At 57.7% G+C, this 15,426-nt stretch carries 13 protein-coding genes; 8 read left to right on the top strand and 5 right to left on the bottom strand.

Annotated elements, in window-relative coordinates:
• Positions 1 to 54: 54 nt before the first annotated feature.
• Positions 55 to 1,515, bottom strand: a complete 1,461-nt coding sequence (viaA, locus tag F3I15_RS09915; protein ID WP_150017778.1) for an ATPase RavA stimulator ViaA — start codon at positions 1,513 to 1,515, stop codon at positions 55 to 57.
• Positions 1,512 to 3,008: an ATPase RavA gene (gene ravA, locus F3I15_RS09910; RefSeq protein ID WP_150017776.1), complete on the bottom strand. Its 1,497-nt coding sequence runs from the start codon at positions 3,006 to 3,008 to the stop codon at positions 1,512 to 1,514. The genes viaA and ravA overlap by 4 nt, the downstream gene beginning before the upstream one ends.
• 285 nt (positions 3,009 to 3,293) lie before the next feature.
• On the opposite strand from ravA, the gene kup reads away from it, so the two are divergent.
• A complete protein-coding gene (gene kup / locus F3I15_RS09905) occupies positions 3,294 to 5,162 on the top strand; it encodes a low affinity potassium transporter Kup (protein ID WP_150017774.1) in 1,869 nt (622 codons plus the stop codon).
• Here the strand turns inward: kup and qseC are convergent.
• Positions 5,131 to 6,504 (bottom strand): quorum sensing histidine kinase QseC, encoded by a 1,374-nt coding sequence (qseC, locus tag F3I15_RS09900; RefSeq protein ID WP_150017773.1) that lies wholly within the window; start codon positions 6,502 to 6,504, stop codon positions 5,131 to 5,133. The two genes, kup and qseC, sit on opposite strands and share 32 nt — an antisense overlap.
• Positions 6,501 to 7,163, bottom strand: coding sequence for a quorum sensing response regulator transcription factor QseB (gene qseB, locus F3I15_RS09895; protein ID WP_150017771.1), 663 nt, complete (start codon positions 7,161 to 7,163; stop codon positions 6,501 to 6,503). Before qseB ends, qseC begins: the two co-directional genes overlap by 4 nt.
• A 178-nt stretch (positions 7,164 to 7,341) precedes the next feature.
• On the opposite strand from qseB, the gene F3I15_RS09890 reads away from it, so the two are divergent.
• The 7 genes from F3I15_RS09890 to rbsR all read left to right on the top strand — a co-directional run bounded on the left by F3I15_RS09890 (position 7,342) and on the right by rbsR (position 13,752).
• Complete coding sequence (locus F3I15_RS09890; protein ID WP_150017769.1) at positions 7,342 to 7,740, top strand: YgiW/YdeI family stress tolerance OB fold protein; 399 nt, start codon at positions 7,342 to 7,344, stop codon at positions 7,738 to 7,740.
• A 215-nt stretch (positions 7,741 to 7,955) separates the two neighbouring features.
• Positions 7,956 to 8,375, top strand: coding sequence for a D-ribose pyranase (gene rbsD / locus F3I15_RS09885; RefSeq protein ID WP_150017767.1), 420 nt, complete (start codon positions 7,956 to 7,958; stop codon positions 8,373 to 8,375).
• A gap of 7 nt (positions 8,376 to 8,382) precedes the next feature.
• Positions 8,383 to 9,891: a ribose ABC transporter ATP-binding protein RbsA gene (rbsA, locus tag F3I15_RS09880; RefSeq protein ID WP_150017765.1), complete on the top strand. Its 1,509-nt coding sequence runs from the start codon at positions 8,383 to 8,385 to the stop codon at positions 9,889 to 9,891.
• Entirely contained in the window at positions 9,888 to 10,859 is a 972-nt protein-coding gene (rbsC, locus tag F3I15_RS09875) for a ribose ABC transporter permease (protein WP_065647909.1), read from the top strand. Before rbsA ends, rbsC begins: the two co-directional genes overlap by 4 nt.
• Before the next feature lie 27 nt (positions 10,860 to 10,886).
• Complete coding sequence (gene rbsB, locus F3I15_RS09870; RefSeq protein WP_039381376.1) at positions 10,887 to 11,762, top strand: ribose ABC transporter substrate-binding protein RbsB; 876 nt, start codon at positions 10,887 to 10,889, stop codon at positions 11,760 to 11,762.
• A 63-nt stretch (positions 11,763 to 11,825) separates the two neighbouring features.
• On the top strand, positions 11,826 to 12,755 hold the full coding sequence (rbsK, locus tag F3I15_RS09865; RefSeq protein WP_150017763.1) for a ribokinase: 930 nt from the start codon (positions 11,826 to 11,828) through the stop codon (positions 12,753 to 12,755).
• 13 nt (positions 12,756 to 12,768) lie between these two features.
• Complete coding sequence (gene rbsR, locus F3I15_RS09860) at positions 12,769 to 13,752, top strand: ribose operon transcriptional repressor RbsR (protein ID WP_039381369.1); 984 nt, start codon at positions 12,769 to 12,771, stop codon at positions 13,750 to 13,752.
• Here rbsR and mdtD read toward each other — a convergent pair.
• On the bottom strand, positions 13,749 to 15,152 hold the full coding sequence (gene mdtD / locus F3I15_RS09855; protein WP_150017761.1) for a multidrug transporter subunit MdtD: 1,404 nt from the start codon (positions 15,150 to 15,152) through the stop codon (positions 13,749 to 13,751). The two genes, rbsR and mdtD, sit on opposite strands and share 4 nt — an antisense overlap.
• Positions 15,153 to 15,426 lie beyond the last annotated feature (274 nt).

Here is a 15,426-nt window from a genome sequence, read left to right as displayed (position 1 = left end):
GAATAAACACAGCGGGTCATTCACTATAGCAAACAGGCGTGTCTGTCAGATGAATCAGCGCGTCCAGCGGCGCAGCAGGCGGCTTTTCAGCCCGGTATCGAAGCGCCAGATATGATCGAAGATACGCAGAATGCCGGGTTTGCCGTGCGCGGACATCGCCACAGCGTGAAACCGCTGCTGCTGCATCCGCTGTCGCTGCTTTATGGTTTTAATCAGCTCTTCCGGCAGGCGCTGGGCGATAAAGTCCGATACGATCACCGCATCCGCCTCCTGCCACTGGCTGCCTTCCATGCGCTGCACCACGGCACTCAGGCAGGCCGTCAGATCGGTACCGCCGCGAAAACGCTGGCTGAGGAAACGAATCGCCTGTTCAATGCCGTTATCGGCGGTCAGCTCATAGCCGACCACTTCATGGGCAAACAGCATAATGTAGCAGCGACGCCGATCTGCCAGGGCAATTTTCAGCAGCGCGAGGCAAAAGGCCTTGGCGCAGCGTTCATTAAAACCGCCCATGGAGCCGGACGTATCCACACAGACAATAAACGGACCGCGCGGTTCTGTTTCATGCTGCTGATGGCTCACCGGCCGCAGCGCGGTTTTTTCATGCCAGGCATCACCCTGCAGGCGATAGGTCAGCAGGCGTTTTTCTACCAGGCGCCGGTAAAACTCCAGCTCCAGTTCGCTGATACTGAGCGCGGCCAGTTCCGGTGGCAGCAGGCGCAGCACATCATCGCTCTGATGAATGCCGCTGACCTCTTCCGGCACGTTATCTGGCTCATGCACCAGCTGATGAAACGCTTCCAGCGGCGCATCGCGTGACGGCACCGATTTGGCTTCGCGGCTGCGGCCTAACTGCTGGGCCAGCTGCATCAGCTCCGGCTGCTGCGCCAGAAACTCACCATATTGCACAATCAGTGTGTAGTCGCCTGGCTGCAGCGAGGCTTTACTGAGATCCCACAGCCGGCCGGCGGCAGCCTCATCTTCATCGCTCAGCACCGGCGCCAGCTGGCCGCTCAGTGCCATACGCTGCTGCAGTTCCGCCAGCAGCCGTTCACGCTGCGCCTCCAGTAACGTTTCATTCAGCGTCAGCGTCTGCAGCGTCAGGCTCAGTCGCCAGCGCTGCAGGAACAGCCGGTGCTGCGCGTTGCTCAGTTCCGGGCCTTCATTACGCTGCAGCAGCGTCCCGGCTTCGGTGAGAAAAGGAGAGGGCAGCTTCTGCAGCTGCTCAAGGAGGTGCGGCAGCTGAGCGCTGAAATCACGGCTGCTGAGCAGCTGTAACTGCTCAAACAGCTGAAACTCTTGCGCCAGCACGGCGGGCACCGGCGTCGCTCTCATCTGCCCGGCGATTTCAGCGCGCCAGCGCGGCAGATCGCGCAGCATCGCCTGCTTCATGCGGGGAAATTTTTCGAAAAACAGCGTCAGCTGCGGTGTGGCCAGCAGCGCCAGAAGCAGCTCATCAATCAGCTCCGTTTCACCAATTGAGAGCAGCGTGCTGAGTGTCTCCAGCGAGATCATTTCCGCGCCTGTTTCAGCTGCTCTGCCACATCCTGCAGGCTGGTCTCAATGCGTGCCAGCCAGTCATCGCTGATAAACAGACAGCGCTGATGCTGGCTGAACAGCGCCCGCTGCGCCCGCAGGCGGGCCTCAAGCGCATCATATTCATCAACGATTTCCGGCGGTAGCGCCTGCAGGCTCGCCGCTCCGGGCAGCGTCAGGCGCGCAGACTGCAGGCTGACATCGCGTAACGTCAGGCAGTGATGGGTATCGACCACCAGATCGAGTGACTGTGCAAAGCCGATGCCGTTCAGCTTGCCGCGTATATCTCCGCCTTTCAGCAGCCACTGTACCAGGGCCTCACGGCTTACCACTATATGGCTGACCTGCATATCGTGCAGCGTCAGCGGCTGCTGCAGCATCAGGGTCAGCTGTTCGCCGGCAACCGACTCCGGCAGCTCATAATGTGGCTTACGGCTGAACATGCCGCTGTGTTTCTCCAGCGTCAGCGCCTGCGCCACGCTCTGCTGCTGCTGCAGCTGCAGACGCTGCGCATTGATCTGCTGCAGCCGGTGCAGCATCGCCTGCTGCTGCCAGGCGTGCTGCGTCATCAGCGCATCCATTTCCCGGTCCAGCAGCGTCATCGAAGCGATGTCGTGCCAGAGGCAATCTTTCAGCAGAACCAGATCGATAGGCGCAATCGCCGTGCGCCCGCTATAAAAGGCGCTGGCCTGCAGCAGATGAATCGCTTTTTTCCAGCGGCGATCAGAGATGTAGGGCGCATCCGGCAGGTTTTCCAGCTGCTGACGCAGCTGATAGATAAGCTCAAACACATCGTCAGGCAGCTTTACCTGACTGATGCCCTTTTGCCATTGCAGATACTCTTCATCGCTGATGCAGAGCGACTCCGCAACCGGATTGACGTTCTCATCCTGCTGGTGGGTCAGCATGCTGCGAAAATTTTGCTTCTCATGTACGTTATCGAGCCACAGGCGGATCAGCATGCGGTCATAGAGCGCTTCAAGGCCGCTGTCAGCTTCCGGCAGCTCGTTTGAAGCGGTCACCAGCAGACGCATCGGGATCGCCTCTTCGCAGTCGCCGTTCCGGAAGCGGCGTTCGTTAATGGCGGTCAGCAGCGTGTTCAGAATGGCCGGACCCGCTTTCCAGATCTCATCCAGAAAGACAATCTCCGCATCCGGCAGATAGCCTCTGGTCAGACGCTGATAGCGGCCCTCATCTTTCAGTGCCTGAATCGACAGCGGGCCAAATACCTCTTCCGGCGTGGAGAAACGGGTCATCAGATATTCAAACGCGCGGGCGTGCTGGAAAGCATATTTAAGGCGACGGGCGATCAGGCTTTTGGCAATGCCGGGTGGGCCGAGCAGAAAAACGCTTTCGCCGCTTAACGCTGCCAGCAGGCAGAGGCGAATGGCATGGTGCCGTTCATACAGCCCTTTTTCCAGCGCATTACTCAGTCGGGAAATTCTTTCTGCCAACAGATGGGGTTGAGCCATAATCACATCATTGTCCTTCTGAACCTGGTGCCGTTACGGTCTGGCGAGCGCAATACTCTACTGTTTATCATGCTTGAATGCGTTGATAGCCGTCAGCTTTTTTTTTTCAGAAGGTTGTGTCAGCACAACGTGCGGTTTTCAGCCCGTTTTCTGCAGGATTTTCGGCGAAAAAGCAGATTACGCTGCGTATTATCATCAGCGCTGTCTGTTGGTTTCTGCCAATTATGTGCATACTGTGCGCTTTTTGATGGCCTGAGTCGCAACGGCTCCAACACAAGACACCCTATGAGCTCGGATAAGAAACAGTCTCTTAGCGCCGTCACGCTGGCTGCAATCGGCGTGGTCTATGGCGACATTGGCACCAGCCCGCTGTATACCTTACGTGAATGCCTTTCCGGCCAGTTCGGCTTTGGCGTTGAACGCGAAGCGGTATTCGGCTTTTTATCGCTGATCTTCTGGCTGCTGATTCTGGTGGTTTCGCTGAAATATATCAGCTACGTCATGCGCGCGGACAATGCGGGTGAAGGCGGAATTCTGACGCTGATGTCGCTCGCGGGTCGCCACACCGGCGCGCGTGCCACAGCCGTTCTGGTGATCATGGGGCTGATTGGCGGCAGCTTCTTTTATGGTGAGGTGGTGATCACCCCGGCCGTATCGGTGCTCTCAGCGATTGAGGGACTGGAGATCGCCGCGCCCGGTCTCGACACCTGGATCGTCCCGCTGGCGATTGCCGTGCTGACGCTGCTGTTTATGATCCAGAAACAGGGCACCGGTATCGTAGGCAAGCTGTTTGCGCCGGTTATGCTGGTATGGTTTCTGGTGCTGGCCGTGCTGGGCGCGCGCAGCATCCTGAATAACCCTGATGTACTGCACGCGATGAATCCTTACTGGGCGCTGCACTTCTTCGTTCAGTACAAGTCGGTCTCCTTTTTTGCGCTGGGTGCGGTGGTACTGGCGATCACCGGCGTCGAAGCGCTCTATGCGGACATGGGACACTTCGGCAAATTTCCGATCCGTCTGGCGTGGTTTGTGGTGGTGCTGCCTTCGCTGGTGCTGAACTATTTTGGCCAGGGTGCGCTGCTGCTGGCGCATCCGGAAGCGATAAAGAACCCGTTTTTCCTGCTGGCACCGGACTGGATGCTGATCCCGATGCTGCTGCTCGCCACGCTGGCAACGGTTATCGCCTCACAGGCGGTGATCTCCGGCGTCTTTTCCCTGACGCGTCAGGCGGTGCGGCTCGGTTATCTGCCGCCGATGCGCATTGTTCACACCTCTGAAGAGGAGTCAGGACAGATCTACATTCCGGTCATTAACTGGCTGCTCTACGCCGCGGTGGTGATTGTGATTGTTGGTTTTGAGCACTCCAGTAATCTGGCGGCGGCCTACGGCATTGCTGTGACCGGCACCATGGTGCTGACGGCGATCCTCTGTGCCACGGTGGCGATTCAGAACTGGCACTGGAACCGCTATCTGGTCATGCTGATGCTGGCCGCGATGCTCTGCATTGATGTGTCGCTGTTCTCCGCTAATCTGATTAAAGTCTTCTCCGGCGGCTGGCTGCCGCTGACGCTGGCGCTGATGATGTTCATCATCATGACGACCTGGAAAAGTGAGCGCTTTCGTCTGCTGCGCCGCATGCATGAGCACGGCAATTCGCTCGATGCGATGATCGCTTCACTGGAGAAATCACCGCCGGTACGTGTACCGGGTACGGCGGTATATATGTCGCGTGCGCTGAACGTGATCCCCTTCGCGATGCTGCATAACCTCAAGCACAACAAGGTGCTGCATGAGCGCGTGGTGCTGCTGACGCTGCGTACGGAAGATTCACCTTATGTGCATAACGTACGCCGGGTCACCATTGAACAGCTGTCGCCTACGTTCTGGCGTGTGGTGGCGAGCTACGGCTGGCGCGAGACGCCAAATGTGGAGGAGATTTTTCACCGCTGCGGTCTGGAGGGGCTTAACTGCCGGATGATGGAGACCTCATTCTTTATGTCGCATGAATCGCTGATCATCGGTAAGCGGCCCTGGTATCTGCGCCTGCGCGGCAAACTGTTCCTGACGCTGCAGCGTAATGCGCTGCGCGCGCCGGATCAGTTTGAAATCCCGCCTAACCGTGTTATCGAGCTGGGTACGCAGGTCGAGATTTAGCGCCGCTGCGTTGCCGGATTAGCGTGATGCGCAGCCCCTGCGGCACGGCGTGACTGAAGTGCAGCTGCAGGTCGTGCAGCTGCGCAATATTTTTCACAATCGACAGCCCCAGGCCGCTGCCGCTCTGGACCTGGCCGGGCGGGCGCCAGAAGCGTTCGCCGAGCCGCGCCAGCTGCTCGTCCGATACGCCCGCACCATTATCTTCAACCACTATGCTGTCCGTCTCCAGCCGCAGCGCTATCCGGCTCTGTGCCGGCGCATAGCGCAGCGCATTATCCAGCAGATTACGTATCATCAGGCTCAGCAGCAGCGGATGACCGTTCATCACCGGCGCGGCATCGCTGGTCAGTGTGATTTCTGTCTGCTGCGCTGCGGCCTGCGGCAGATGTTCAGCGACCAGCGCCTGCAGCAGCGGGAGCAGCGCGACCGGCTGAAACTCACTGCGCAGATCGTCCGCTTCAACGCGCGACAGCGTCAGCAACTGATCCACCAGCCGGGTCGCACGGATGATACCGCTATCGAGCTGCTGCAGCGCCCGCCGTCGCACCTGCTCATCATCTTCGGCCAGCTGGATCACCTCACTTTGCACGCGCAGGGCAGCCAGCGGGCTGCGCAGTTCATGGGCGGCATCGGAGGTGAAGCGACGCTCGCGCTGTACCAGCTGCGCCGTGCGTCCGAAGAGATCGTTGAGCGCCGCTACCAGCGGCTGTACCTCACGCGGCAGATGCGTAACCGGCAGCGTGGTCGCGTCATCCGGCGCACGCTGCTGCAGCCGGTGCGCCAGCTGCTTCAGCGGCCGCAGTTCATACCACACCAGCAAGAGCAGCAGCAGCAGCATAAACGGCATCGCGACAAGCCACGGCAGCAGGGTGGCGGACGCCAGATCGCGCGTCATATCATCCCGGTACTCCTGCTCCTGCCCCACTACCACGCGATACTGTTTATCAGGTGACGTCAGCCAGAGCAGACGCCAGCGCTCATCGTCGTCACGCAGCTGCCCGTCGCGAAAGCCGTCGCGTCGCGTATCAAACGATAACCCGCGCCCGTTCTCGCCGTCGCTGAGCAGCGGCGTACCGTCGGTGCGGAACACCGCAAATGCCAGGGCGTCATCATCCTGATCGCCGCGGTGATGGCGTAAAAGGGCTTTGGTTCGGGGTAATACAGCCTGATGCAGGCTGGTGGGATCGAGCGCCAGCAGCCGTTTGGCAAACAGCATCTGCTGGGTATCAAACAGTTCATTAACCGTGTCGCGCGTCTGCTGCCACGCGCTCCAGCCGGCGCTGGCTCCGCACAGCAGGATCAGGAGCACAAAACCTGTTGCCAGGCGTACAAACAGGCTCATTCTGCCGCTCCCAGCGTATAGCCAATACCGTGCACGGTGCGGATAAACTGACTGCCCAGCTTTTTGCGCAGATGATGAATATGTACCTCAACCGCGTTGCTGGAGACATCGTCGTCCCAGCTGTAGAGCTTCTCTTCAAGCTGGCTGCGCGTCAGCACCTGCGCCGGATGACGCAGAAACAGCTCCAGCAGCGCCAGTTCCCGGCTTTTTAATTCAAGCGGTTCGCCATTCAGCAGGACGCTGTGGCTGGCTGGCTGCATCACAACATTGCCGTGCCGCAGCTCCGGCTGCAGCTGACCATGCCGGCGGCGGATCAGCGCCTGCAGGCGCGCAGCCACTTCGGTAAGGGCGAACGGTTTGCAGAGATAGTCATCGGCGCCCAGCTGTAAACCCTGTACGCGCTGGTCGAGCGCGTCGCGCGCGGTCAGGATCAGCACCGGAATATCCGCGCCTGCAGCGCGCCACTGGCGCAGGATCTCCAGCCCGTCGCGTTCCGGCAGCGACAGATCCAGCACCACCGCATCCCAGGGCGCCGCGCCCAGCGCCTGATAGCCCGCTTCGCCGGATATAAACCAGTCGACGCTGAATCCCAGTTTCGTCAGGCCAGCCTTTAGCCCGTCACCAATCAGCGTGTCATCTTCGATCAACAAAATGCGCATTGTGCTCTCCCCCGGCTACAGGCGAGTTATACGAAGCCAGCCGGGCCTTGTACAGCGCAGCAGCGCAATTTTCAGCTATTTTTCATGCAACGGCAAAAAACAGCGCTTCTTAAGATCCTGTTAAGAACTCTCTGGTCTACTGCTGATATTCCACCTGTTCACAGAAATGAGGTAACTAATGAAAACACGTATCGCGTTACTGACCCTGATTGCCCTGGCCACCGCACCGGTACTTGCTGCGCCGCAGGGCGGCTTTATGGATCCCGCTGCGCCAGCCGCACAAAGTAACAAAGCGGGCGGTTTTAAAGCGGGTGAAGCCAGCGTCGTGACGGTAAAACAGGCTGAAGAGATGAAAGATGACAGCTGGATCACCGTGCGCGGGACGCTGGAAAAGCAGACTGGCGATGAAGATTATCTGTTCCGCGACAGCAGCGGCACGATGAAAGTGGAAATTGACCACAAGCGCTGGAACGGCGTGACCATTACGCCAAAAGATCGCGTCGAACTGACGGGCGAGCTGGATAAAGATTTTAACGCCACTGAGCTTGACGTAAAACAGGTTCGCAAGCTGCCATAACTCTGCTGTGAAGCCACTGCCTGAGTGGCTTCATTCATTCTGGTGGGGGCCATATCATTATGCTCTCCGCCACTCAGCACTCCCTTACCCAAATTTTCCCGGCTGACAGCGAAACGTTTCGATGACGATCACACTTCCGTGATGGTGTCATTGCGTTACTATGCTGCTTTTATACACTGCTCCATAGCGAAACGTTTCGCTGTGGAGTGGATGAAATGAAAAAAGGTCGCCTGTTACACGCTGAACTCTCTCATGTGATTGCCCGCCTCGGGCATACCGATACGCTGACTATTGCGGACGCGGGTCTGCCTGTTCCGCACGGCCCTCTGCGTATTGACCTGGCGTTAACGCCCGGTACGCCCCGATTTTTACAGGTTGTGGAGGTAGTTACACAGGAGATGCAGGTAGAAAGCGCCCTGATTGCGGAGGAGATAAAAGAACACAATCCGCAGCTTCACAGCCAGCTGCTCGCCGTGCTCGAAGCGTTGCAACAGCACCAGGGGAATAGCATCACCGTCCGTTACATCAGTCATGAACAGTTCAAACAACAGACGCAGCGCAGCCAGGCGGTCATTCGCAGCGGAGAGTGTTCTCCGTATGCGAATGTCATCCTGAGCGCTGGCGTCACCTTCTGAGGCCGCTATGCAACCATTACTGCAACTTAAAGGAATCGAAAAGTCGTTTCCTGGCGTAAAGGCGCTGAATGGTGCCTCGCTGGCGGTCTATCCGGGGCGTGTTATGGCGCTGGTGGGCGAAAACGGGGCTGGTAAATCCACCATGATGAAGGTGCTGACCGGCATCTACACCATGGACGCCGGGTCGCTGCAGTGGCTGGGCGAACCTGTTGCCTTCTCCGGCCCTAAAGCGTCGCAGGAGGCAGGCATCGGCATTATTCATCAGGAACTTAATCTGATCCCGCAGCTGAGCGTGGCGGAGAATATTTTCCTCGGCCGGGAGTTTGTAAACCGGTTTGGTCGTATTGACTGGAAAAAGATGCATCGCGAGGCAGAGGCGCTGCTTAAGCGCCTCAACCTGCGTTTCAGCAGCCACAAACTGGTGGGCGATCTCTCAATTGGCGACCAGCAGATGGTAGAGATTGCCAAAGTACTCAGTTTTGAATCGCGCGTCATCATCATGGATGAGCCGACGGATGCGCTAACGGATACCGAAACGCTGTCGCTGTTTCACGTTATCAATGAACTGAAAGCGCAGGGGTGCGGCATCGTCTATATCTCGCACCGTATGAAAGAAATTTTTGAGATCTGCGATGACGTAACCGTCTTCCGTGACGGGCAGTTTATTGCCGAACGCGCCGTCAGCGATCTGAGCGAAGAGCAGCTGATTGAGATGATGGTGGGACGCAAGCTGGAAGATCAGTATCCCCGTCTCGATCAATCGCCCGGTGAAATCCGCCTGCAGGTTGAAAAGCTCTGTGGCTCAGGCGTGGAGGATGTCAGCTTTACCCTGCGCAAAGGCGAAATTCTGGGAATTTCAGGGCTGATGGGGGCCGGGCGAACTGAACTGATGAAAGTGCTGTATGGCGCCCTGCCGCGTCGCAGCGGCAGCGTCACGCTCAATGGCCGTACTGTGACCGTACGTTCGCCGCAGGAGGGGCTCGCCAGCGGTATCGTGTATATCTCTGAAGATCGTAAGCGCGACGGACTGGTGCTCGGAATGTCGGTAAAAGAGAACATGTCGCTGACGGCGCTGCGCTATTTCAGCCACGCCGGCGGTAATCTGAAGCATGCGGAAGAGCAGCTGGCGGTAGGCGATTTTATCCGCCTGTTCAATGTAAAAACGCCCTCAATGATGCAGCCGATCGGCCTGCTCTCTGGCGGTAATCAGCAAAAGGTGGCGATTGCCCGCGGCCTGATGACCCGTCCGGACGTGCTGATCCTGGACGAACCTACGCGCGGTGTCGATGTGGGTGCCAAAAAAGAGATTTATCAGTTAATTAATCAGTTCAAAGCGGAAGGGCTGAGCATCATCCTGGTGTCATCGGAAATGCCGGAAGTACTGGGCATGAGCGATCGCATTCTGGTGATGCATGAAGGCCATATCAGTGGCGAATTTTCCCGCGAGCAGGCTACCCAGGAATCCCTGATGGCGGCGGCGGTCGGTAAGCAACACAGCGAGGATTTAGTCGTATGAGTACCCACACCCTACCTGCCAGCCGCCGCTGGTTCAGCAAAAGCTGGCTGCTGGAGCAGAAGTCACTGATTGCGCTGATTGTGCTGATCGCCGTGGTCGCCAGCCAGAGCCCGAACTTCTTTACGCTGGCCAACATGTTCAACATTCTGCAGCAGACCTCGGTCAACGCCATTATGGCGGTGGGGATGACGCTGGTGATCCTGACGTCAGGCATCGACCTGTCGGTGGGATCGCTGCTGGCGCTTACCGGTGCGGTTGCCGCGTCTATTGTCGGCATGGAGGTCAATGCGCTGGTTGCCGTTGCCGCTTCCCTGGCGCTGGGCGCGTTTATTGGCGGGATCACCGGCGTGATAGTTGCGCGCGGCAAGGTGCAGGCGTTTATCGCCACGCTGGTAATGATGCTGCTGCTGCGCGGCGTCACGATGGTTTACACCGACGGGAGTCCGGTGAATACCGGCTTCAGTGAAAATGCCGATCTGTTTGGCTGGTTCGGTATCGGTCGTCCGCTGGGGATCCCGACGCCGGTATGGTTGATGGCGCTGGTGTTTGCGCTGGCGTGGTACATGCTGCACCACACCCGTCTGGGCCGCTATATCTATGCGCTGGGCGGTAATGAGGCCGCTACCCGGCTGTCAGGCATCAGCGTTAACCGCGTCAAAATTACCGTTTATGCACTGAGCGGCCTGCTGGCGGCGCTGGCGGGCACGATTGAAGTCGCCCGCCTCTCATCAGCACAGCCTACGGCTGGCACCGGTTATGAGCTGGATGCGATTGCTGCGGTGGTACTGGGCGGCACCAGCCTGGCAGGTGGTAAAGGCCGTATTATGGGTACGCTGATTGGCGCGCTGATTCTGGGCTTCCTGAATAATGGCCTGAACCTGATGGGCGTATCTTCCTACTACCAGATGATTGTTAAAGCCGTCGTGATTTTACTGGCGGTGCTGGTAGATAACAAAAGCAGTAAATAACTCTGACCCTCACACAGGATCCTGTAAATGAAAAAATTAACGGCACTGGCCGTCATTCTTGGCGCCACCCTGAGTGCCGGCGCAATGGCTAAGGATACGATTGCGCTGGTGGTTTCTACCCTCAATAACCCCTTCTTTGTCTCGCTTAAAGATGGCGCTCAGAAAGAAGCGGACAAGCTTGGCTACAACTTGGTGGTGCTGGACTCCCAGAACAACCCGGCAAAAGAGCTGGCTAACGTGCAGGATCTGACCGTTCGCGGCACTAAGCTGCTGCTGATCAACCCGACAGATTCCGACGCTGTTGGCAACGCCGTAAAAATGGCTAACCAGGCAAATATCCCGGTGATCACGCTGGACCGTATGGCAGCACAGGGCAAGGTAGTGAGCCACGTCGCCTCTGACAACCGCTTTGGCGGTAAAATGGCGGGTGATTTTATTGCGAAAAAAGTGGGTGACGGCGCAAAAATCATTGAGCTGCAGGGCATCGCCGGCACATCAGCCGCGCGCGAGCGCGGTGAAGGCTTTAAACAGGCCGCTGACGCACACAAATTTGCTATTCTTGCCAGCCAGCCGGCTGACTTCGATCGTACTAAAGGGCTGAACGTGATGCAGAACCTGCTGCAGGCGCATCCGGATGTGCAGGCGGTCTTTGCACAAAACGATGAGATGGCGCTGGGTGCGCTGCGTGCGCTGCAGACGGCTGGTAAAACCGATGTGCTGGTGGTCGGATTTGATGGTACGGCTGACGGTGTGAAAGCGGTAGAGTCCGGTAAACTGACCGCAACCGTGGCGCAGATGCCGGACAAGATTGGTATGATTGGCGTGGATACCGCAGACAAAGTGCTGAAAGGTGAAAAAGTGCAGGCGATCAACCCGGTTGACCTGAAACTCGTCACTAAATAAAACCAAAGAAAAGCGTGGCCTCGCGTCACCCTCAGGGTGACGCAACTTCCTGGATCTCTCCCTATGAGTAAATGCGCAAAACTGGCGGTAATGGGCAGCATCAACGCCGATCATATCCTGAACCTGAGTCACTTCCCGCGCCCCGGTGAAACCGTTATCGGTAAGGCGTATCAGATTGCGTTTGGCGGTAAAGGCGCTAATCAGGCGGTGGCAGCCGGACGCGCGGGTGCTGACATCGCCTTTATCGCCTGTGTAGGCGGCGATGACACGGGCGAACGCATCTGTGAGCAGCTGCAGCGCGACAATATTGATATCGCGCCGGTTGAAGCCATCCCGTCAGAGGCAACCGGCGTGGCGATGATCTTCGTCAACGGTGAAGGTGAAAACAACATCGGCATTTATGCCGGCGCGAACGCCGCGCTGACGCCAGACTATGTGCAGCGTCATCAGCAGGTGATCGCTGACGCTGAGGCGCTGCTGATGCAGCTGGAATCCCCGCTGGAAAGCGTGCTGACGGCAGCGCAGCTTGCGCGACAGCACGGCACGCAGGTGATCCTCAATCCGGCGCCTGCGACCAGGCTGACGGATGAACTGCTGGCACAGATTGACATTATTACGCCTAACGAAACCGAAGCGGAGATCCTGACCGGGATTGCCGTTACCAGTGACGCTGAGGCCGCACAGGCAGCGCAGGTGCTGCATGCCAAAGGGATCCGCACCGTGCTGATTACGCTGGGGCGGCGCGGCGTATGGCTGAGCGAACAGGGTAACGGCGAGCGCATTCCCGGTTTTAACGTACAGGCCGTTGACACCATTGCCGCAGGTGACACTTTCAACGGTGCTTTTATTACCGCGCGGCTGGAAGGCATGGCAATGCATGATGCGGTACGGTTTGCGCATGCGGCAGCGGCGATTGCCGTTACGCGGCCCGGTGCCCAGCCAGCTGTACCGTGGCGCCGAGAGATCGACGCTTTCCTGCAGCAACAGGGATAAGCGCTTGGCTACCATGAAAGATGTTGCCCGTCAGGCGGGCGTCTCAACCTCTACCGTTTCGCATGTAATCAATAACAATCGCTTTGTCAGCGAGCAGGTGCGCGAAAAGGTTGAACAGGCGATCCGTGAGCTGAACTATGCCCCTTCGGCGCTGGCGCGCAGCCTGAAGATCAGGCAGACGCGTACTATCGGTATGTTGCTGACGGCCAGCAGCAACCCTTTCTATGCTGAGGTCGTGCGCGGCGTGGAAAACAGCTGTTACGAACGCGGCTATAGCCTGATCCTGTGCAATACCGAAGGGGATGAAGAGCGCATGAATCGCAGCCTGGAAACGCTGATGCAAAAGCGCGTGGATGGCCTGCTGTTGATGTGCACGGAGACGCATCTGCCTTCGGCTGAGATCCTGAACCGTTATCCCTCGGTGCCGATGGTGATGATGGACTGGGCACCGTTCGAAGGACGAGGCGATATCATTCAGGATAATGCCTTACTGGGCGGCGAAATGGCGACCCGCCATCTGATTGAACGAGGCTACCGGCGTATTGCCTGTATTGCGGGACCGCAGGACAAAACGCCGGCGCGGCTTCGCCTTGAAGGCTTTCATAAAGCGATGGCGGCGCACGGTTTAACGGTACCTGATGGTTATGTGGTTGACGGCGACTTTGAGTTCCAGGGCGGATTCAATGCTATGACGCAGCTGCTGGCGCTGGAGCCGGTACCGGAGGCTGTGTTTACCAGCAACGATGCGATGGCCGTTGGCGTCTATCACGCGTTGTATCAGGCGGGCCTGCAGGTACCGCAGGATATTGCGGTTATGGGATATGACAACATCGAACTGGCCCGCTATCTGACACCGCCGCTGACCACGGTACATCAGCCAAAAGATGAGCTGGGCGAGCTGGCGATCGATACATTGATTCACCGCATGGGCGCCCCCGACGCCAGCCAGCAAACGCTGGTGCTGACGCCGGAGCTGGTGGAACGCGGTTCTGTTTAAGCGGTTTTCTTTTTCTTTTCCCGATTGGCAATCAGGTTACGCCCGTCGCCCGACCGCAGTAACAAAAACGCGGCGGCAGAAAGCACAGTGATTGCGCCCATCGTCAGAAACGTAGCGTGGAACTGCTGCACGGTCGTACTTTCAAAATCCTGGTAAAAGCGCAGCACCGCCGCGCTGACCGCGACACCAAAGCTGATAGAGACCTGCTGCGTTACCGCCAGTACGCTATTGCCGCCGCTGGCGTTGTCATCATTCAGATCGGCCAGTGTAATCGTGTTCATCGCGGTGAACTGCGTTGACATCGCCATGCCCAGCATAAACAGTGCTATAAGCAGCATAACCGCGCCCTCACCCGGCGACTGCAGCGAGAAGCTGGCGATCAGGATACCGATAATGATGGTAATGCCCACCAGGGTGCGGCGATAGCCAAAGCGGCGCAGCACCTGCGTCACCGTCGATTTAGCCAGCAGCGAGCCTACCGCTGTAGGCCCCATCATGCAGCCTGCAATAATGGCCGGATAGCCAAAGCCCACCTGCAGCATCAGCGGCATCAGAAAGGGGATACAGCCGGTTCCGAGACGCGCTGCAATATTGCCGAGGATACCGACAGAAAAGGTACGGGTGCGGAACATCGGCAGACCAATCAGCGGTGCGGGATGGCGCCGCGCATGCATTATATAAAGAAGCAGCAGTGCAAAGCCGCCAGACAGCACCAGTAACGCCTGCCATGACGCAACAATGCGCTCGCCGAAAAGCTCAATGCCCACTGAGATCAGCACCAGCCCCAGGCCGAAGAGAAGAAAGCCAAAAAAATCGAAGCGGCGCTTGGGCGTGGTGAAATCCGGCATATATTTACGCGCGTAAAAAATACCGGCAATACCAATGGGAATATTGATCAGGAAAATCCAGTGCCAGCTGGCGTAGGTAACCAGCAGGCCTCCCAGCATCGGTCCGAGGATAGGCCCGACCAGACCCGGCATTGTCACAAAGTTAAGCACCGGCAGCAGTTCACTGCGCGGATAGGCACGCAGCAAAGCCAGACGCGCCACCGGCATCATCATAGCACCGCCCACACCCTGCACAATGCGTGACACCACCAGAATAGACAGCGAACCCGACAGAGCACAGGCCAGCGATCCCAGCGTAAACAGTGAAACGGCAATGATAAAAATACGGCGCGTGCCAAATCGATCGGCCAGCCAGCCGCTGACGGGTATCAGCATTGCGACAGTCAGGGTATAGCTGATAACGGCGGATTGCATAGCAAGGGGGGAGCGTTCAAGGCTGGTGGCAATGGCCGGCAGCGCTGTATTTAGAATGGTTGCGTCGAGTGCCTGCATAAAAAACGCCATTGCGGCTATCCACGGCAAGCCAGCCATACTGCGCGCAGAACGAATCATCGAAAATCCTTCTATTAGTGATGCTGGCAAACAGCATTATCAGAAAAGAATAGCATTGCAGTTACAGGCGATGACGTTGATTTGTGCCTCTTACGAGGCCATTTTGGCCATTAATTGGTCATATAATGCCTGTTTTTAACGCTTTCGCTCAAAAAAGAGACGCTCAGCTATTTTTTTGCAATAAACACTTGTCACCCGGCGAGAACTCCCTATAATGCGCCACCACTGAGACGGCAAAGCGGCAACGCAGACGAACTCAGCAGGGCGTGAAGCG

The sequence above is a fragment of the Pantoea sp. M_9 genome, from assembly GCF_008631385.1.
GTDB classification, from domain to species: domain Bacteria; phylum Pseudomonadota; class Gammaproteobacteria; order Enterobacterales; family Enterobacteriaceae; genus Pantoea; species Pantoea eucrina.
Note: the sequence above shows the minus strand (reverse complement) of the source record. Positions and strands in the feature narration are given on the sequence as shown.